The sequence below is a fragment of the Photobacterium sp. SKA34 genome, assembly GCF_000153325.1.
GTDB lineage: Bacteria > Pseudomonadota > Gammaproteobacteria > Enterobacterales > Vibrionaceae > Photobacterium.
Genome location: NZ_CH724142.1, coordinates 702,302 through 723,088 on the forward strand (window position 1 = coordinate 702,302; position 20,787 = coordinate 723,088).

Sequence of the window (20,787 nt, forward strand, 5' to 3'; positions counted from 1 at the left end):
TACTTTATTTAAATTATCGGTAACAACGTTCAGACCAACGTGCTAATCCAGCTGTAACTGAACCAAAGAAATTACCACTCACAATAGGAATATCTGGCAACTGCTGTTCAATACACTGTCTTAAAATTGGAGATCGCGCAGTTCCTCCCGTCATAAATACCACATCTGGTTTTTTATTACTCTGTGCCAACACTTCCACGATAAGATCACGCATCTTATCTGTTGGGGTTACGATGGCTTCTGCAAATTGCTTGGCGGTAATATCAACTGCAAATAAGTCGTTGATTATTGAAATATCAACACGATATTTATCTTGCTCAGATAACGCTATTTTAGCTTCTTCTGCACGTCGTACAATTTGGTAACCCAAGGTTTCATGATAAACATGAATAAGCCGGCTTAGTTTTTCAGAATCGGCAGCGTCATAACGTAACTTTTCCAACGCACGTAAATTAGCCTCAGAATAAAACTCAGTTTGTGCCGCGACATTATTAATTGCGATAGGATTCCAAAATTGACTAAACGGCATATCAATACCTCGTGCAGTTTTGCTCCCTAAGCCAAATTCTGGCATCAATTTTTAAAAGCAAGATGAATGTCTAAATCATTCCCACCAACACGCTGCCCGCTATGAGCCAACAGAGATTGGGTTCTATCTAACGCGTTAATCCATTTCGGGCCCATTTCTATGAGTGAGCAGTCTGTAGTACCACCGCCGATATCAACCACAAGTACTGTCTTATTCTCAGTTAACGTTGATTCAAACTCAAGCCCTGCCGCTACGGGCTCGAACTGGAACGAAACATCCTTAAAACCAGCACGCTTTGCTGCTTGAGAGAGAATTTTTTCAGCCTGAATATTTGCAGCTTCCCCCCCAGTCCCTTGAAAATTAATCGGACGACCAATCACTGTTTGGGTAATATCTGATTGAAGATGCTGCTCTGCATTATGTTTAATATTCGCCATCATAGCGCAAACAAGATCTTCAAAAAAACTGATCTGCGCGTCACGTAAGCCATTGGCACCAAGAAAAGATTTAGGGGATTTAACGTAATAAACTTCTTCTGGATCAGACAAATACGTATTCAGTGCGGCTTCACCAAACTGTAAATCACCACGAAAAATTTCAATATCTTCTTCACGGTTAAGAGCCATTGCGCGACGTAATACTTGCTCCCCAACACTGCCTGTTGGGGATATACCCATAAAACGGTATAGATACTCTGATACCGCCTCTCGTGTAGGGGCACACAATGTCGATGGAATAAAATGATTATTGTGTTCTAGCGGTAACAGTTCGGGGTTACCATTTACCATTCTTGCGACTGAACAATTCGCAGTCCCATAATCAAATCCAATAAACATTTGAAGCACTCAAAGCAATAATAAAGCCAGCAATAATACCCCATCAATATATGCTTTTCACTGAGTTATTCACGCTATATCTTTACCTCTATTCATCAGAAAAATAGCACTAACATTCGATAAAATAGTGTCATTTTGTAACTTTACGATGCAATGTTATTTAATTATCGCCATAATACTCTTTATTTAATTCTATAAAGAAGACCACAATGAAACGTATTTACCAATCTTTCTTCGTTGTACTATTAGCAGCATTAACATTAACAGCATGTTCTGATTCTAAAACACCCCAAGAAGGTGATAAGTATTCTGTCATTCCAACTCCAATGCCTAACATGCCTGCTGTCACAGAGATCTTTGCACTGTCTTGTGGGCACTGCCGTAATATGGAAGGTCTGCTGCCAGAGATTCAAAAATTATCAGACACCAAAGACATTAACCAAGTACACGTTATTTTCAATGAAAGCGCTCAAAAAGCTGCATTTATCTTCTACGCAGCAATGATTCAAACGAATAACGAACCTAGCCATAAACTAGTAGAAGCGTTATTTTCATTCGTACAAGACTCACCGAAAGATTTAACAGATGCTCAACGCAAAGCAGCATTAGCGAAAATCTTCCATGATAACGGTTTAAAAAGCCCTTCTGAGTTAACAAAAGAACAGCAAGCTGAAATCTTTAAGCTATTCCAACAATCTGAAGATATTGTTCGTAATGCCGCATTACAAGCTGTGCCAGCATTCCTGATCAATGGCAAATACCTTGTTAATACAAGTTCTCACGACAGCTTACAAGATATGGCAAACACAATTACATACCTTAAAAATAAAAAATAAATTCATGCTCTTAAAAAAATACCTACCAATGAGGTAGGTATTTTTATTGATGCAATTCTCATTTTTATACCCTCCAATGAAAACATCTGCAACAACTACACTATTAATTGAACAAATATCAAAGACACATCCACAGGTAATATTTTGCTCTTATCATTACATACACTTATATGTACATACTACATAATAAACGCTCTTGTATGGATATCAGTGATTAATAATGGATAAGGCAAATGGAATTATGATCAACACACTTAAGCATAAATTATTACTACTAAGCTTATTGCCTATGATCGCTATTCTCGGTATAGCGATGTGTATCGTCATCTATTTAGAGAACCAATCTCTAACAAAAAATATAGCGCATTATAAGCAAGAGCTTATTTCAGAAAGACAACAAGAACTCAAAGACGCGGTCATTATTACTAAGCACGCTATTGAAAATATCATTTCTAAAAACAGTGATGAAGCAACACAGCTTGAAGAAATCCGCCAACTTATTACGCCTATTCGCTTTGCAGCCAATGATGCAGGTTACTTTTTTATCTACACAATGGATGGCGTAAATATTGCCCACCCTCTTAAACCTTCAATTCAAGGTACGGAGCAAATTGGCGCGACTGATGCTAACGGCGTTGCCTACATCAAAGTATTAATTAATGCGGCTAAAAATAATGGACAGTTTGTTAAATACAGCTTTCCTAAAAAAGCAAACCAGCCAGCTCAACCCAAAGAAAGTTATGCGATTACGCTTAATAACAATAAATGGTTTATTGGTACAGGCTTATACTTAGATGACATAAACAAAAGTGTTGAACAATACACAGCGCAGATTCATGCTGATATGAAAGATCGTATTAATACTGTCGCTTTTATTACGATAATTTTAGCCGTTATTTCTGCCATTATTATTTTATTAAGCACAAGCCGTATCATTAAGCCAGTTGAGCGTATGGTTAAAACACTGAACGATATTGCAGATGGTGAAGGTGATCTTACCAAACGTCTGGTGGTTGAAGGTAATGACGAAATTGCACAACTTGGTAAAGCATTTAATCGTTTTGCTAATAAACTACAAAGTATTATTTCTCAAGTTTCAGCGACGACAGATAGCCTGACAACAACGGCTCATAATGTACATAATCAAACTAATGCCTTAACCGATAAACTAAACGAGCATAATTGCGAAACAGAACAAGTCGTTGCTGCCGTAGAACAAATGAGCCTTGCTGCAAATGAGATAGCTGAAAACACGAACGATGTTGCTTCTGGCACTGAAAGAATGAGTGATGTTGCACTTATCGCTCAGCAACAAGTAGATACATCATTAGTATCAATAAATACGTTAGTAGATGAAGTAACCCAAGCTTCTGGCTACATTGATGCACTAAATCAGCAATCGCATAATATTAACAATGTACTAAAAGTAATTGGTGATATTGCTGATCAAACGAACCTACTTGCATTAAATGCCGCTATTGAAGCCGCACGTGCCGGTGAACAAGGTCGCGGTTTTGCCGTTGTTGCCGATGAAGTACGTGGGCTTGCTAGTCGTACTCAAAGTAGTACATTAGAAATTAATGAAATGCTAGATCAATTACATAGTTTGGTTACGCAGGCCGTTCAAGCGATGGATAAAAGTCAGACATCTTGTAATGATGTGGTAAGTTCAACAAATCAGATTTCAAATAACCTTATTTCTGTCACAGAAGCCGTCACCGAAATAAATGGCAAGATAAATCAAATTGCAACAGCCTCAACCGAGCAAAATGCAGTAACGGGTGAGATAAGCGGCAATATGGGCTCTATCCAAAGTATTGTAACCGACTTGATTCGAGAAAATAAAAACTCTGAACTTATTGTAAGTCAGCTGGATGACGCTGGTCATAAATTGCAGCAACTGGTTGGGCAATTTAAAACACAATAAATGCCATTAATGCTAATTACAAAACCGACTAAAGGCACTTAATTGTGCCTTTATTTTTATCTAACATTCACCAACGTCACATATGTTTCGGCTAACTAATAAGTTCATCCAACACAATTAAATGGTGACTTTCATCACATTATTTGTATGATTTAGAAAATTATAACAAATGTTGTGTATGAAGAATTATTCTCGCTTTGCAATCAAATATTTCCGCCAACTACTTGTGTTTCGCGTGTTTGTTGCACTTAGTATTATTGTCTCTATTATTCAAATCTTTAGCTTACCTTATGGCTCATGGGCACTGATCACTACAGTAACAATCATGGGCAGCATTCATTTTCTTGGTGGTGTTTTATCTAAAGCTAATCAACGAATAACAGGAACTATATTAGGGGCTATTATAGGTTTATCTCTCTATTTAATACCCACTTCATACAATTGGCTCCACCACATTATTTTAATCACCACAGTAGTTACTGCAATTTACTATACACAAGGTAAATATTCTTATGCGGCACTCGTTGTTGCTATAACTGTCGTTGTAGTTGCTGGCGGTGGGCCTGAGGATTTGCATGCTGCCATGTGGCGCACAATCAATGTATTTTGGGCCGCTATCGTCGCTATTTTCTGTAGCTTATATATTTTTCCTGCTCGTGCGACGGATCATTATCTTAATTACACTCATCAGTTCATCAAACTCTGTTGCAATTATTATCATCAGCATAACCAGCAGATAGCGGCAGAAAACTTTCAACCTATAGATATCACCCCCCTATCAAACATACTTGATAAACAAACTAGCCTTCAGCCACATACTAAAAATGAGAATATTGCCAGTAAACAGCTATTAACTAAGATAATGCTGACAGAAGAACAAATATTTACCATGATGGGTTCAATACTGCACACAAGGTGGGATAAACAGTTAGGACAGAATAAAATTAACGACATGCCAGGCCTGATGGAAGCCAAAGAACAATTAGCAAACCGATTCTCACTTCTCGCTATTCAAATAGAAAACCAACATATTTTACCGGTTAAACAAGAAGAAATAAAAATGCTCTCACTTTTACCGCCGACGGAAAGCCATGAGCAAAGTGATGCCAGTAATATTAGTTACTATGGTTATTTATGGCTTAACCGTGAGATAGCTCGCCAATTTTCACAGCTTACTCATCTATTAAGTGAATACTATTCTCACTTGAATAAATAATGTGTTTTGGTGCAAAATTATTAAGTTGATCACCAATCTCCCACCTCGGTGGATTAACCAAGACTAATTCTGGTGCACTTTCATTTGATTGCGAAAAACTAGTTGAATCTAAAGCCGCAAAACGTAAATTCGTCACACCATTATTTCAGCATAGTGTTCAGCGCTCTCTATGGCTTCTGGCTCTATTTCAATACCTGCAATATGCTTTACCTCTTCTGGGCAATGTAACGTAAAGTCACCAACACAACAGAATAAATCACACATAGAAGTTGGCTTGATCTCACTAAGCAAAAACCACTTGCCTAATCAACGAACACTAAATTTTCGATTCCTTGATAATTCACTTTCACAATACCAGTACCAAATACCTTCTCTAACTGTGAAACAATCATTACCTCCTGAGCGCTACCAACAGCAATACAATAACCCGCTTCAAGCAATACCACTTTGTCGGCTTCACGTAATGTTCGATTCAAATCATGGTTAGCCATAATCACAGCGACCCCTTGTGACGCAATCTTTCGTATCAATTTATACATAGACGCTTCTTGGCCAATATCTAAAGATGCCGCAGGTTCATCAAGTAATAGATATTTAGCGTCGGGATTTAATGCCGGCCAAACTTGCAAACAAGCGGAAGCTAATCTCACTCGCTGCCACTCACCACCAGAGAGTTCTTGAATACTTCGCGATAATTTATCAGCAATACCTAAATATCCACATACTTCATCAATTGCAGCTTGTTTAATCACGTCTTTTACTTCTCCTAGCGCAGTAAAAGACATTAAAAGGTACTGGTATATAGGAATAGCAAAATTTAGCTTATCTTGCTGAGACATATAACTACGCACGCGAGCTAATGAAACAAGATCATAATCCGTTAGCTCCATCCCTTCCAAAGTAACATTACCATCTGTAGAAAATAACCCAGAAATAAGCCCTATTGCGGTACTTTTACCACTACCATTAGGACCAATAAAATGCACGATTTCACCATTATCAACAGAAAAAGATAAAGGCTCTAATCGATTATCAGCAGCAATACGATTAATCATTAGCATTGGCATATTATTAGTCCAACTTTGCTCGCATAAGCATCCAAATAAACACTGGCGCACCAAGTGATGTTGTCACGACACCAACAGGAAGATCAGCTGAAGGCAGTAAAATACGTGATAACGTATCGGCGCACACTAATAATAATCCTCCAGCTAAAGCAGATAGAGGCAATAAAAAACGATTTTCTGTACCTAACATTAAACGTATTAAATGCGGAACAACAAGTCCAATGAAACCAATAATTCCCGCTAACGCGACGGCACTACCGACTAGTAACGATACCATTAAGATCAGTTTCCAGCGCAGCTTTGTTACATTTAAACCAAGTTGTCGCGCATGGAGCTCTCCCAACATTAAAATATCGAGTTTTTTCCCCTGACAACATAAAACAGCTAACACTGGAACAATAAAAAATAGCAAAGATAATTGCTGCCAATTAACTCCGCCAAGGCTACCCATAAGCCAGTACATTAATTGACGCATACTAAGCTCATCACTGAAATAAAATGCCCAAGTAATAACAGCACTAGACAAAATACCCAACGCGACACCAATCAGTAATAATCGAGTCATTGAAACACTACGTCGACGTGAGAGCCCTACAAGAATCATTGTAAAAAATAATGCGCCTCCCATAGCTGTAAACATGGTAAGCATTGGAGAGGGTGCAAATGGCACGAAAAAAAATACTGCAACTAACGCTAAACTTGCACCACCGGAAATACCCAATACGCCCGGCTCTGCTAATGGATTACCAAGTAAGACTTGCAGCACTGCACCAGAGCTGGCTAAAGCAGCTCCTATAGCCAGTGCAGCTAATAACCGAGGTAAACGTAACTGTAGGAGTAATTGTTTTTCTAAGCCTCCAGCTGGTGCCCATGGTTTGATCCACAACTCACCAACGGATAAGGAAAAAAAACAAACACTAATAAGTAGTAAAACTATTAGCCAAAAACTAAACCGCCAGCGTGATTGCTGACGGGCTAATAATGCATTAATAGACATACGATCCATCGTCAAAATGGTAAGATAGCTATACCTTACAACCTCTCGTAAAAGAACAAAAGTATGAGATTATAATTTTTAAAAACATGATTTTTTTAAAATTTAGCCACATAGCCGTACCTGCTCATCAAAGATAATATGTGCTTTTTTTACCATTAATGCAGCTCGTTGACCTAACGCTACATTCGCATTAGGAAAAACAACGGCCTCTCCTTTTTCATCCGCAAAAAACTCTTGTTCATTATCACGACCTAGATAGGTACCTTCTTTAAAAAAGGTAAAGTTTGGTAAGTCATTAGGAAAAGAAAAAAAGAATGATTTTGATTGTTTTAGTAATGTTCTATTTACACGATAAACTTCAACATCATTATTCCAACTAATTGGTAGCGTACTTTCAGTTATTAACTTCATTAAAGCATGACTAAAAAATGATAATAATGTTAAATCATTTTCTCCAAAATCCGCTACTTTTCCTAACTCAATCGTTAATGCTTGCGCGCCATGATATTCAGCACTAAACCAACTAAAGGTAGAAGATGGAGCATTGGCTAACAGTACCGCTTCAATTTTTGCATATTGAATAAAACTAAACAGACTATTGCTACGTGATAACTTATGGCTGTATGGGCTAACTGCAAAGGTATAGTGCTCTGAGCGTCGGATTGCACAGTGAAGGTCAAGGTGCCACTTTTCTGGCTGAATCACTGTAGAAGAGCCATAGAAGCTGTTTACAGCCTCTTGCAGTTGATTTGCAATCTTACAGTCAATATTCCTTTCTTGATTCCGAACTTTGAATAAACGATTCATGTTCTCATCAATAAAGCGTGTTTTGTTATTGATAGCTTCAGGGTGAGCAATAATCAACAGTAACCGATGCACAGGCTCAATTTGACCAAGTAATATGCCTTCAGCCAATTGCTGTATTAATTCAATTGGCGCCGTTTCATTGCCATGTACACCAGAAGATAAAACAATATCTTTTGCAGTACTCATTTGCTCTATCGGCGTGATTTGTAGTACACCACGTTGCAACAATTTACATTGAATACCAGATTCCAAGATCCACTCGTCCACCGTGAATGGTAATGATAAATCACAAGTTGCCGATAAAAAACGGCCTTTTTTCACTTCATCAACAAACGTCATATTACCTCCATGTACATAAACGTTATGAAATACAATCTTCTAATTACTTTAACCTCCAGTATAAAACACCAAACATTAAACACAATAGCAACACAATCACAACTTACAACCTCATAAAGATTCACTTCTCTCAGCAAAAGGTAATAAAAAACCCAAGAGAATAAATTCACTTGGGTTTCGATTTGACTAAGCGTTAAACGGGCTTATTTAGGTACTTCTAATGTTTCTACTCGTGCTTTTAGTTTCTGACCTGGACGGAAAGTTACTACACGACGCGCAGAAATTGGAATATCTTCGCCAGTTTTCGGGTTACGCCCTGGTCTCTCGTTTTTGTCTCGTAAGTCAAAATTACCAAAACCAGACAGTTTTACTTGTTCGCCATTTTCTAGAGCCTTCCTAACTTCTTCAAAGAAGACTTCCACCGTATCCTTGGCGTCCCGTTTGCTTAATCCAACATTCTCAAACAGGTTCTCAGCCAAATCGGCTTTTGTGAGCGCCATAGATAACTCCCTCAAGACTATGTTGAATGTATAGTAACAATACTGGCATCATTCCAATTCGTTACTGTGAATAAGGTTACGTTAATAAGGTTAATAACACCTATCATTGGTGCTTAAAGAGATTAACATCTCTACTTCCCTATCAACTAGTGTCAGTCTAAGCCAACTTGCTGATTTCCGCCAACTTTTTTACGTAAACTTCACGTTAATTTCTAATTTATTTTTTGCTTTACGCATGCTCTATTGTGCAACCAGTTGAAATAAAAGCAAAACAAACCAACAACAAAACCATTTAAAAACATATAGTTAACATTATTTTTATTTTATAAAAAACAGAAAAAGTAAAAAATATCTATTAATCAGAGTCTTATTATTTTTTGGATAAAGATCAAAAAAAAAAGCAGCCATTATCGGCTGCTTTTAAAAAACAAAGAGTTAAATACGTTAATATTTTTGTAATTAACGCTATTAACCTTTATTAACTAGTCTTAGTCACGTAGTGATGCACCGAACTTTTCAGCTAATGCAGCAACAATAGCTTCTACTGCTGACGCAATATCAGCTTCTTCTAATGTGCGTTCTGCTGATTGTAGCGTCAGTGCAATTGCAAGGCTCTTATTACCCTCTTCAACGCCTTTACCCGTGTAAACGTCAAATAGGTTAACATCTGTCAGTAGCTCACCACCGTTTTCACGACAAGCAGCAACAACTTCACCAGCTAATACATCTTCGTTTACCACAACTGCGATATCACGACGGTTTGCAGGGAACTTAGATACAACAACAGCTTCAGGAAGCATACGTGTGTTAATTGCAGCCCACTCAATTTCAAACATGATTGTACGACCATTCAAGCCGAACTTACGCTCTAGCTCAGGGTGTACCGTACCAATGAAACCGACTTCTTTGCCGTCAACAACGATTGCTGCTGATTGGCCAGGGTGAAGTGCTGGGTGCTTAGCTGCTTTGAAGCTAAATGCAGCAACAATAGCTGTTAGCTCAAGTACTGCTTCTAAGTCACCTTTAAGATCAAAGAAATCTACAGTGTTAGTTGCAATATCCCAGTGCTCATCACTACGGTTTCCTGCAATCACACCAGCAAGCATCATTTCTTGACGCATACCGTTTTCTGCTGATTGTTCAGGAACAAAACGTAAGCCCGCTTCAAATAGACGAACACGTGGTTGCTGACGCTTCTGGTTGAACACAACTGTATTTAGTAAGCCAGTCCACAAGCTTAAACGCATTGCTGACATATCCGCAGAAATTGGGAAAGGCAAAATCAATGGCTCAATTTCAGGCACGATAAGTTTTTGTTGTTCAGGCTCAACGAAGCTGTAAGTAATCGCTTCTTGGTAACCACGATCAACAAGCAGATCACGTACACGCTTGAGCGGAAGGTTCGCTTCTTTGTGTAAATTCATGCTTAGTGCAGCAACTGGCGATTGATTTGGAATGTTGTTGTAGCCGAAGATACGACCCACTTCTTCCACTAAATCTTCTTCAATTGCCATGTCAAAACGCCACGCAGGTGCTGTAGCTTTCCAGCCAGCATCTGTAGTTTCAACGTCACAGCCTAGACGCGTTAGGATCTCAATCACCTCCTCAGAAGCAATTGAGTGACCTAATAGACGGTCTAACTTAGTGCGACGAAGTTCAATCGTTGCAGCTTTTGGTAAATCAGCTTCTGATTCAGCTTCAACGATTGGCGCAACTTCACCACCACAAATTTCAACGATAAGTGCTGTTGCACGCTCCATCGCCTTCATTTGTAGTGTTGCATCAACACCACGCTCAAAGCGGTGTGAAGAATCAGTGTGAAGACCATAGCTACGAGCACGACCACGGATAGCATCAGGAGCAAAGAATGCACACTCAAGTAGTACGTCTTTCGTCTCAGTGTTAACACCAGAGAACTCACCACCGAAGATACCAGCAATTGCTAGTGCTTGCTTGTTATCTGCAATCACTAGGGTGTTGTCGTTTAGTTCAGCTTCGTTACCGTCAAGAAGTGTTAGTTTCTCACCTTGCTCAGCCATACGAACAACGATGCCACCATCGATCTTAGCAAGATCGAATGCGTGCATTGGTTGACCCATTTCAAGTAATACGTAGTTAGTGATATCTACAATTGGATCGATTGAGCGTGTACCACAACGACGTAACTTTTCTTGCATCCATAATGGTGTTTCAGCTTGAACGTTAACATTACGAACAATACGGCCAAGGTAACGTGGACATGCCACAGGTGCTTTAACATCAATAGAGATAGTGTCAGCTGCTGTAGGTGCAACGATCTCAAATTTAGGCTCAGTTACTTCAGCACGGTTAAGTACGCCAACTTCACGAGCAAGGCCTGCAATACTTAGACAGTCAGCACGGTTAGCTGTTAGATCAACGTCGATAGTAACATCGTCAAGACCTAGGAATTCACGGAAGTCAGTACCTAATACTGCATCTTCTGCAAGTTCCATGATGCCGTCAGACTCAACATCAATACCTAGCTCAGTGAATGAACAAAGCATACCGTGCGAAGGCTGACCACGTAGTTTTGCTTTCTTAATTTTAAAATCACCAGGAAGCACTGCACCAACCGTTGCAACAGCAACCTTGATACCTTGACGACAATTAGATGCGCCACAAACGATGTCTAGAAGCTCTTCAGCACCTACATCCACTTTTGTAACACGCAGTTTGTCAGCGTCTGGGTGTTGTGCACACTCAACCACTTGACCAACTTTAACGCCAGTGAATTCACCAGCAACTGCTTCAATACCGTCAACTTCCAGACCAGCCATTGTGATCTGGTGAGCTAGTTCTTCGCTGTTTACTGCAGGATTAACCCACTCGCGTAGCCAAGATTCAGAGAATTTCATAGATTTCTAGCCCCTAGTGCTTACTTAAACTGTTTTAGGAAACGTAAGTCGTTCTCGAAGAACGCACGTAAATCGTTAACGCCGTAACGAAGCATAGTTAGACGCTCAACGCCCATACCAAATGCAAAGCCTGAGTACTTCTCAGGATCGATGTTAACCGAACGTAGAACATTAGGGTGTACCATGCCGCAGCCTAGTACTTCTAACCACTTACCATTTTTACCTTTTACATCAACTTCAGCAGAAGGCTCTGTAAATGGGAAGAAAGATGGACGGAAACGTACTTCAACTTCTTCTTCAAAGAAATTACAAAGGAAATCGTGAAGAATACCTTTGAGCTGTGCAAAGTTTACGTTTTCATCAACTAACATACCTTCCACTTGGTGGAACATTGGTGTGTGAGTTTGATCGTAGTCATTACGGTAAACGCGACCAGGTGCAATGAAACGGAATGGCGGTTGACCATTTTCCATTGTACGTATCTGAACACCTGATGTGTGCGTACGTAGCATTAGATCTGGGTTAAAGAAGAACGTATCGTGGTCAGTACGTGCTGGGTGATCTTCAGCAATGTTTAGCGCATCAAAGTTGTGGAAGGCATCTTCGATTTCAGGGCCTGCTTCAGTGGTAAAACCAAGCTCACCAAAGAAACTTTCGATACGCTCAATGGTACGTGTTACTGGGTGTAAGCCACCATTTTCAATACGACGACCAGGAAGAGAAACATCGATAGTCTCAGCTGCAAGCTTAGCTTCAAGCTCTGCACGTTGTAGGCTATCTTTACGCTCTACAAGTAGTGTTTGCACTGCTTGTTTCGCTTTGTTGATCTCTTGACCTGCAGTACGACGTTCTTCTGGTGGTAATTTACCTAGGGCTTGAAGTTGAAGAGTTAAGTGACCCTTCTTACCTAGGAATTGAACTCGGACTTCGTCCAGAGCGACTAATGAATCAGCCTGCTCAATAGCTGCCGTTGCGTTGGCAATAATCTCGTCTAGATGTTGCATCGTATCCTCATCCACACACAGGTGGCGTACTCAAGGGAGATATAAAATCGCGTATCGATACATACTAAAGAAAGCAGCGTCTAAATCCAAATTGAATCGTAATAAAAGCGCAAGTTTGGTCGAAAAAAAAACGTCTTTATTGGTTGAACGGCAAAATTTGAGGATTTCAATCAATTAGGGCCTAACAATAAGAAGATCATCGCATTGTATGAGCATTCCTATTTCTCATTTTTTTTACGTACCCCTCTCCCTACAGTAGTAATTTTATTACATCTCTTTAAAAGAAATAACAATGGACAGAAAGATTTCACATAACGATTAAAAATCTTAAGAGCCGGATAATTACTTTGTATTGCATTCACTATCATGGGTAATGTAGTGATCTTCTTTAGCATATCTATTATGCTGCAAAACCCGCTAACAAATTAGGCTCATACCGACCACATACACGCACTGTATTACTCTGTTTTAAATGATTTATTTATGGAATTATTCATCTATTTAATAATTAGTTCTAACACACTAAAACGAAGATAAATAACTATATTCCGTTACATTGATACACTATTATTTTTTGTATAAAAATTAAAACCGATAAAGAAATAACAATATAGATATGCAATCATTGTCGTCGTTTTTCTCATACATCTGACGACAAATAATGAAATAAATCATCAAAACTGTTTTAAAATTACACTTTTCAGTGTAAATTATGATCAAAATCAAAGTTAGGAAGTTTCTGATGAACAATAAAGATCTAGCTGCACTATTAAAAATCTCAACACTTGCAATGATCCTTTGCACTGCATTACTTGCTCTTGGTAACTATGGCCTAGCGCATTCAATGCCTATTGAATCAGCTGCAGGTTTTAACATTGTTAACCTTGTATTCTTCATTGGTCTTAACGCTCTTTTAGTACCATTCCTCGCATTTCTCTTTAAAACTCGTGTTCGCGCAAACAAACAGCGTCGTATGATTAAAGCATAAGTTTTATTTTCTTTAATTTTAAAACCAGCCCTCTACTTCTGAGTGCTGGTTTTTTTATATCTAATAAAAATAAAATACACCGTTGCATTATTAAGCAATATCAAATATTATAATTGAACAGTGTTTTATTGTATTGGAGTATCAAATGAAAAAACAAGATAACTATTGGTTAACATACGCTAAAGCTACTTTTGTCATTGCATCAATTGCGATGATCATCAGTATCGTCAAATTACCGGGTGATTTAATCGTGAAAGGCTATTACAGTATTTGTAGTTTGTTTCTTGTCAGTGCGACTATCACTTTAAGTAAAGCTATTCGTGATGAAGCAGAGTCAAGCCGTTTAATTAACCGAATAGAAGAAGCTAAAACAGCTAAATTACTTAACGATATCGATGAATAACTTAATGACTTATAATGAAGAATGTTTCGTTTAGACATCTCTACTTTCAACATAAAAAACTAAAGCAGCTGACCGCTGCTTTAGAGATAAAACAAACTCTGTTGCTTGAAGAAATACAACGCCTCAAGCAACAGATTCATCATGCTGATCAGCATTTCTTAAATCTCATCACATCCCCTTCTCCTGTTAAACATCACTTTTCTTCTTTTTTTATATCAAATCATAGCGGCATTAAGACAGTACAAGTAAGGCATATTAATAATGCTGTTTTTAAACTAAATAAAAGAGAGTTACGTTTCAACAAAGAACTCATTAAACTAAAAAATTCGAAAGAGTTACAAAGAAGATGTTATTGACATATAAGCAGACAATATGTGAGGAATTTTTTTTAGATATTGAATGTATGCTGAAATTAGAGCTGCTCAATTTAAAGCTTGAGTTGATAATTGATAGTTATCAATATTAAAAAAAAAGGAGAACCTTGGCTCTCCTATTAAATTAAAAGCTAGACCGGTAAATTACAGTATAGATTTTGTCTTTCCACAATAGTAGTGAAAGTAGATTTATCGAATATAGTGATATCTACAAGCATCTTATGATCAATTTAAGTTGTAATTTAAATTCAATCAACATTATTTTAGTAATGCTTCAAATGTAAAATGCACACTAACATTGGCTTTATCATACATAGAATTATTATTAATATTTCCAATATAATTTGATTTTAGTAAATACCGACCTGCTATATAAGGTGTAAAAGTGATCTTTCCGTCTTTATCACTGACAAGGTTAATTTGTTCTTGACGATTACGATACATGGTACCTTCACGTGTAATATCAATTTTCACACCTGCTTGCGGTTTACCATAAAAGAAAAATTGTAATGTTACTGGCTGTCCCTCAACAATATCAGCAGGATGAGTTAATGGAACCATTTCTAAATATTCACCAGAAATTTCCATTACTTTAGTTGATGGTTTACCAACGGTGATATAACTTTCCGCTCGAGTATAATTAACTTCAGTATACACATTTCGCGCTTTTTCTGGTAAAAGTTGATTTCTGTTTGCTTTATTTGCTTCTACTGTTTTTAATGTCTCCCTGTGTCCAGATTGATACCGAGTATAATATTTAGGATGCTGATTGATATGTACTTTATGTGTTCCCTCTTCACTAAAATAAAAATCAAAAATAGACCTACGCTGTCCTCTAGTCACATTATTAGGTTCTAACTCACGCCCATCTGGCATCATTACTCTTGCAGTTTCACTATCCGGTGCCTTATCAAAATTAAATGTTGAATTTGATGCACTAACATCGAAACTAATCCAGTCTCCACCTTGCTTTGATACTGTAAAATGAGAGGGTAAAATCCAACGTGGGTGCGCCTCAGCAGAAAATGCAGCAATAAAACTAGTTGTCATAAGACAAGTAAGAAATAATACTTTTAATTTGTTTTTTTTCATTATTAATTTACTCAACTTTATAATCAATTTTAATTTTTCCAATTTCATGTTTAGCTTTTAAAACCTGACTGAATGAAGATTCATCTAATTCTAAATTTTGACCGAAGAAATCGCGACCGCCGTGTTCTCGAACAACTTCAACATAAAGTGTATAAGTACCTTGTTCAATCTTTTCGCCATTATCATTTATTCCATCCCATAAGAAATGGTATTTTCCAGCAGGTCTGGTTGCTGATGTAACAGCATCAACTCGGTCTCGATCATATCGACCAATCTTACGCCACCAACTTCGTAAATCTTTCAACCAGTCATCTTTTCCCACCCATAATTGAAGTGTTTTTATTGGCTGATGATTTTCGTCCTCAACCCATATCGCAACATACGGCCTTGCATACATACCAGTTTTTATTTCTGGTAATTTTAGTTCAACTTCTAACATTGAATTTATTGGTATTTTATCTGCGTAACTAATAGAAAAAGAGGATATAATTAAAAAGAATAAAACTACTATTTTAATACAGCATTTACTAAACATTTAAATCTCACTATCATTAAGAAATGAAATAATAATAAATAACAACAGCAACACAACCTCCAAGAAAAGTCATCTTTAAAGCATTATTCATCACTTTATTTTTAGGAATTAATAGACAGACTCCGGCTAGTACCAGTATTGTTATTAAAACTATTATCATATCAATAAATAATTTCCAAAAAATTCCAGTATTACGCCCCTTATGAAGATCATTTAATTTTGCGATAAAACCATAATCAGTCATTTCTATTTCAGCTGTTTCTGTTTTTAAGTCAATATAAACAACTGCATCATACCCAGGAGATTTATAATTTATAGATATATCACCTTCCAAAATTTTTTCATTTTTATATTGAGTATAAACTTGTAAATCTGAAGCAACCCCATGAACATCTGAATGATCAGAGATATATTCTAATAACTTATCTTCATCTAGATTTTCAATATTTTTTTTAGAACTAAAAAATGAATGAGGTATTTTTATTATTTCAGATTTAGCTTCCACATTTGATTTAACAAATAAGTCGCCATGATTTAATGTAACTCCTGTAAAAGTAAAAAAAAGTAAAATTAAAAGCACAAACATAGACACATATATATGGATCTTTCTGGCTATATTTTGTATTTCCTTCTTAATTAACATAATTAATACACAATTTATCGTAAAGTACCAAACAATCCTAAATGATAATGATTATTACTCAATGTTAGTTTTGTCATGTTTCTGTCAATAACAAATAACATAAAAATCTTTATATTTAAAATCAATATCTTAAGTGATTACCACGATTAATTTTATAAAAATAAATGATAATGATTATTGATATCATTTGCGTTGTGAATGTATTATCTCTCTAAATTGATACAGTATAGAGCGAGAAATTACTCTTTATAACACTTCTATCCTTATCATTTTTTACTTATTGGTTATCAATTCTAAGTTTATAAACGACTGAAAATATTCATTTTTTTCAACCGAAAATAATGAATATCCAGCAAGTAATTTAGAGCGATATTATGATTATCGTTGTTTAACTTAATTAAATACTGTTGAATGAAATATAAGAAATAATGAATACTTTTAGAAAAAAAAAGCTTAGCATCGCAATTTTATCAATACTCTTATCTTATTCTGTATACGCAGAAGATGTTACTACATTAGGTGTCATAACAGTCGAAGGACATAACCCTGAAGACTATCAACCAACATCAACAAGTACAGCAACAGGCATTGAACTCGCTCCCGTAGATACACCAAGAAATGTAACAGCGATAGACTCAAAATCACTAGAGGACTTACAAGCAACATCCCTTCATAATGCGTTAAAAATTGATACTTCAGTACAGGAAAGACATAACTCAGATGGAATGGAAAGCTTCGCTATTCGAGGATTTAGACTTGACTCTGGATATGGATATTTCCGTGATGGTGAACAAAAAGATTCAATGTTACAAGAGCCTTCAGAACTTTACGAACAAATTGAAGTATTAAAAGGCCCTACTGGATTATTCTTTGGTAAAGGTTCACCAGGTGGCATCATTAATATGATCACCAAAAAACCTCAAGGTAAATCAACAACCTCTTTCTCACAAAATATCGGCAGTAATAACACTTACCGCTCTGTCTTTGACACCACAGGATCTGCCACTGATAAATTAAGATATCGTTTTATAGGGTCAAAACAAACTAAAGATAACTGGCGAAAATATAAAGATGGTAATCACCCATCAACTGACCGCGATCTTCTTGCCTTGATGTTAGATTATGATCTTAGTGAGAATACAATGCTCTCATTAAATTTTGATACTAAAAATCAAAATGGATATAGTGATCATGGATTAATATTCGATAAAAAAGGAAATCAATTTAATGACAAAGATTTAATTCTAGATGCGCCGTGGGCAAAAAACACAAAAACAGAAGACGTTTACGGTATGAAATTAACACATTACCTCAATGATGCTTGGCAAGTCTCTGCGAGCTATCATCATACTGATATTCATATTGCAGGTTATAATTCCCAAATTAGCCTCGATGACGACAGCATTGAAACAGGTAATTACAAAATAAAACCAACATATAGCCAACGTCATTATGATATTCATACCGCAGCTATCAATCTAACAGGAGAATTTACAACTAAAGGTATTGAACACCAACTAATAACAGGTGTTAATTTGCGCGATCATACGCTAACGACATTAAGCTCTGACAATGATGATGCTATTATTTATGATGCAAGCATTAATCATTCATTTCCTATTCCAGACTTCAATATTTCAGACTTAGGCTCTTTTAAGTCAGGTAATACGTATCCAAGACAAAGTTACGGTATTTATGTGCAAGACATTATGACTTTTAATCCTGAGTGGCAATTAATGGCAGGTCTTCGATATGACCAATACCACAGAGATAAAACGACCAATGATAAAAAAGAAGGTACAGGCAAAAATATTGTTATAAACAGCATTGTCCCAAACATTTCTCTAATGTATCACCCTTACGATAATTCAACCATTTATCTTAGTTATGCTGAGGGTTTTGAACCACAAGACCCAATCACAGATCCACTCGATGTAAACTATGGGAAAATACCAGACCCAATAACAAGCAAATTGTATGAAGTAGGATTTAAGTCTAAATTATTTAACGATCGTACACTACTTACTACATCTATTTTCCATCTTCGTGAAGATGACAGAGGTGTAACAGAAAAACTTCCAGATAATTCTGAGTATGAGCAAATAACACTTTTAAATGCTAGTCAAATTCATACAGGTGCCGATTTCAGTATCACTGGACAAATATCAAACAAGCTTAAAGTAATAACTTCTGCGCAATATATTATTGGTAAATATGAAAGCAATCCGACTTTGGACGGAAAAACACCTAAAGAGTTACCACGCTTCTCTGCATCATTATTAACAAGCTATGATTTAACAGATTCAATAGAATTACATAACTCTATCTATTATGTTGGTTCACGTTTCGGAGACAATGATAATAAAGCGAAAAAGGATGCTTATACAAAAATTGATTCTGGTCTTGCCTACCACGTGCCGATTAATTCAAAACAAGATTTATCCGTTATGTTTAATGTTAATAATATTCTTGATAAAAAGTATGTAGATACGGGAGATTATAATGGGATGACGCCCGGTGAAGGTCGTAATTATATGCTTTCGTTAAAGTATGATATTTAATATATCAAATGTATTTTTAATCATATGAAAAAAGAAGAGCCGAAGCTCTCCTTTTAACTTAAAAACTAGACTGATAAATTACAGTGCAGCTTTTGCCTTTTCCACAAGAACAGTGAAAGTAGCTTTGTCGAATACAGCGATATCTGCAAGGATCTTACGATCGATTTCGATAGATGCTTTCTTCAGACCGTTGATTAGACGGCTGTAAGACATACCATTTTGACGTGCAGCAGCGTTGATACGTGCAATCCAAAGTTGACGGAAAGTACGTTTCTTCTGACGACGGTCACGGTAAGCGTATTGACCAGCTTTAGTAACAGCTTGGAAAGCTACGCGGTAAACACGTGAACGTGCACCGTAATAACCTTTAGCTTGTTTAAGAACTTTCTTGTGACGTGCACGTGCTTGTACACCACGTTTTACGCGAGGCATAGGAGACTCCTAACTAAAATAATAAAATATAAAACTAAAAACGATTAAGCGAACGGAAGCATACGAGCAACTGCAGCCACTTCACACTTAGGAAGGATTGCATTTGGACGAAGCTGACGTTTGTTCTTAGTAGTACGTTTAGTCAGGATGTGACGCTTAGTAGCGTGCTTAAACTTAAAGCCACCAGCTGTTTTTTTGAAGCGCTTAGCTGCGCCACGATTTGTTTTCATCTTTGGCATGAGATGATAACTCCGCATTGTTGATAGTTAATAATCACAGTAATAAGGCGAACAAAAAGCGCTACTTAAAGCAGCGCTTCTTAGCTACTTGAATGCCGTTATTACTTCTTCTTTGGGGCAAGCATCATGGTCATTTGGCGACCTTCTACACGATTAGGGAAGCTCTCACAGACAGCGATGTCTTCAAGTTCACCCTTAATACGGTTAAGAAGTTCAATACCAAGACCTTGGTGAGCCATTTCACGACCACGGAAACGTAGCGTTACTTTGCCTTTGTTGCCCTCTTCTAAAAAGCGAGTCAGGTTGCGTAGTTTTACCTGATAGTCGCCTTCGTCTGTACCAGGTCGGAATTTAACTTCCTTGATCTGGATTTGTTTTTGGTTTTTCTTTTGCTCTTTAGCAGCCTTGCTCTTTTCGAACAGGTACTTACCATAGTCCATCACGCGACAAACTGGTGGCTCGGCATTAGGGCTAATTTCAACTAGATCCACACCAGCTTCTAGAGCAACTTCCATTGCTTCATCAAGTGAAACAACACCAACTGATTCGCCATCAAGGCCAGTCAGGCGAACTTCACGTACGCCAC

General features: G+C 37.2%; 19 protein-coding genes and 2 pseudogenes. 7 read left to right on the forward strand and 14 right to left on the reverse strand.

Translation table 11 applies throughout. The annotated features are described in order from the left end of the window. Positions 1–13 precede the first annotated feature (13 nt). A pseudogene (yegD, locus tag SKA34_RS12140) lies at positions 14–1,365 on the reverse strand (molecular chaperone). A 209-nt stretch (positions 1,366–1,574) separates the two neighbouring features. On the opposite strand from yegD, the gene SKA34_RS12145 reads away from it, so the two are divergent. The 3 genes from SKA34_RS12145 (at position 1,575) to SKA34_RS12155 (ending at position 5,344) form a co-directional block, all read left to right on the forward strand. Next, positions 1,575–2,201 (forward strand): thiol:disulfide interchange protein DsbA/DsbL, encoded by a 627-nt coding sequence (locus SKA34_RS12145; protein ID WP_006645833.1) that lies wholly within the window; start codon positions 1,575–1,577, stop codon positions 2,199–2,201. A 241-nt stretch (positions 2,202–2,442) separates the two neighbouring features. Continuing rightward, complete coding sequence (locus SKA34_RS12150; RefSeq protein WP_086004119.1) at positions 2,443–4,128, forward strand: methyl-accepting chemotaxis protein; 1,686 nt, start codon at positions 2,443–2,445, stop codon at positions 4,126–4,128. A 178-nt stretch (positions 4,129–4,306) separates the two neighbouring features. Next, the gene (locus SKA34_RS12155) at positions 4,307–5,344 is read left to right on the forward strand and encodes an FUSC family protein (protein WP_006645835.1); all 1,038 of its coding nucleotides are present in this window, start codon (positions 4,307–4,309) and stop codon (positions 5,342–5,344) included. Here the strand turns inward: SKA34_RS12155 and SKA34_RS22935 are convergent. From SKA34_RS22935 to pheS, 7 genes and pseudogenes are all read right to left on the reverse strand, one after another. Further along, positions 5,325–5,626 (reverse strand): annotated as a pseudogene (locus SKA34_RS22935) (methyltransferase domain-containing protein); the annotation flags it as partial. The gene SKA34_RS12155 and the pseudogene SKA34_RS22935 overlap by 20 nt on opposite strands. A gap of 20 nt (positions 5,627–5,646) precedes the next feature. Further along, complete coding sequence (gene btuD, locus SKA34_RS12160; RefSeq protein ID WP_006645837.1) at positions 5,647–6,411, reverse strand: vitamin B12 ABC transporter ATP-binding protein BtuD; 765 nt, start codon at positions 6,409–6,411, stop codon at positions 5,647–5,649. Between the two features lie 4 nt (positions 6,412–6,415). After that, entirely contained in the window at positions 6,416–7,408 is a 993-nt protein-coding gene (btuC, locus tag SKA34_RS12165; protein WP_039860434.1) for a vitamin B12 ABC transporter permease BtuC, read from the reverse strand. 102 nt (positions 7,409–7,510) lie between these two features. Beyond that, positions 7,511–8,554, reverse strand: coding sequence for a succinylglutamate desuccinylase (locus tag SKA34_RS12170; RefSeq protein ID WP_006645839.1), 1,044 nt, complete (start codon positions 8,552–8,554; stop codon positions 7,511–7,513). 203 nt (positions 8,555–8,757) lie between these two features. Continuing rightward, positions 8,758–9,054, reverse strand: coding sequence for an integration host factor subunit alpha (ihfA, locus tag SKA34_RS12175; protein WP_005367406.1), 297 nt, complete (start codon positions 9,052–9,054; stop codon positions 8,758–8,760). 488 nt (positions 9,055–9,542) lie between these two features. Continuing rightward, complete coding sequence (gene pheT / locus SKA34_RS12180) at positions 9,543–11,930, reverse strand: phenylalanine--tRNA ligase subunit beta (RefSeq protein ID WP_006645840.1); 2,388 nt, start codon at positions 11,928–11,930, stop codon at positions 9,543–9,545. Between the two features lie 20 nt (positions 11,931–11,950). Then, entirely contained in the window at positions 11,951–12,934 is a 984-nt protein-coding gene (gene pheS / locus SKA34_RS12185) for a phenylalanine--tRNA ligase subunit alpha (protein WP_006645841.1), read from the reverse strand. Between the two features lie 742 nt (positions 12,935–13,676). Between pheS and SKA34_RS12190 the strand changes: the two genes are divergently transcribed. The 3 genes from SKA34_RS12190 to SKA34_RS12200 all read left to right on the forward strand — a co-directional run bounded on the left by SKA34_RS12190 (position 13,677) and on the right by SKA34_RS12200 (position 14,681). After that, a complete protein-coding gene (locus tag SKA34_RS12190; protein WP_006645842.1) occupies positions 13,677–13,922 on the forward strand; it encodes a hypothetical protein in 246 nt (81 codons plus the stop codon). Positions 13,923–14,067: 145 nt separating this feature from the next. After that, the gene (locus SKA34_RS12195; RefSeq protein WP_006645843.1) at positions 14,068–14,325 is read left to right on the forward strand and encodes a YiaA/YiaB family inner membrane protein; all 258 of its coding nucleotides are present in this window, start codon (positions 14,068–14,070) and stop codon (positions 14,323–14,325) included. Between the two features lie 14 nt (positions 14,326–14,339). Beyond that, positions 14,340–14,681, forward strand: a complete 342-nt coding sequence (locus tag SKA34_RS12200; protein ID WP_006645844.1) for a hypothetical protein — start codon at positions 14,340–14,342, stop codon at positions 14,679–14,681. A 276-nt stretch (positions 14,682–14,957) separates the two neighbouring features. Here the strand turns inward: SKA34_RS12200 and SKA34_RS12205 are convergent, their stop codons facing one another. Genes SKA34_RS12205 through SKA34_RS12215 form a run of 3 tightly spaced genes read right to left on the reverse strand, consistent with a single transcriptional unit; the run spans position 14,958 to position 16,969 of the window. Beyond that, a complete protein-coding gene (locus SKA34_RS12205) occupies positions 14,958–15,794 on the reverse strand; it encodes a DUF4198 domain-containing protein (RefSeq protein WP_198138489.1) in 837 nt (278 codons plus the stop codon). Between the two features lie 4 nt (positions 15,795–15,798). Then, positions 15,799–16,326: a DUF2271 domain-containing protein gene (locus SKA34_RS12210; protein ID WP_039860328.1), complete on the reverse strand. Its 528-nt coding sequence runs from the start codon at positions 16,324–16,326 to the stop codon at positions 15,799–15,801. Between the two features lie 16 nt (positions 16,327–16,342). Further along, positions 16,343–16,969, reverse strand: coding sequence for a PepSY-associated TM helix domain-containing protein (locus tag SKA34_RS12215; protein WP_006645847.1), 627 nt, complete (start codon positions 16,967–16,969; stop codon positions 16,343–16,345). A 428-nt stretch (positions 16,970–17,397) separates the two neighbouring features. Here SKA34_RS12215 and SKA34_RS12220 point away from each other — a divergent pair, with 428 nt between their 5' ends. Beyond that, positions 17,398–19,530, forward strand: a complete 2,133-nt coding sequence (locus SKA34_RS12220) for a TonB-dependent siderophore receptor (RefSeq protein ID WP_006645849.1) — start codon at positions 17,398–17,400, stop codon at positions 19,528–19,530. A gap of 78 nt (positions 19,531–19,608) precedes the next feature. Here SKA34_RS12220 and rplT read toward each other — a convergent pair whose 3' ends face one another. The 3 genes from rplT to infC form a co-directional block, all read right to left on the reverse strand. Further along, positions 19,609–19,962 carry a 50S ribosomal protein L20 gene (rplT, locus tag SKA34_RS12225; RefSeq protein WP_005367388.1) on the reverse strand — a complete coding sequence of 118 codons (354 nt, stop codon included), beginning with the start codon at positions 19,960–19,962 and terminating at the stop codon, positions 19,609–19,611. A 44-nt stretch (positions 19,963–20,006) separates the two neighbouring features. Then, entirely contained in the window at positions 20,007–20,201 is a 195-nt protein-coding gene (gene rpmI / locus SKA34_RS12230; RefSeq protein ID WP_005367387.1) for a 50S ribosomal protein L35, read from the reverse strand. Between the two features lie 101 nt (positions 20,202–20,302). After that, the coding region (gene infC, locus SKA34_RS12235) for a translation initiation factor IF-3 (protein ID WP_006645850.1) at positions 20,303–20,787 on the reverse strand (485 nt) is incomplete at its 5' end.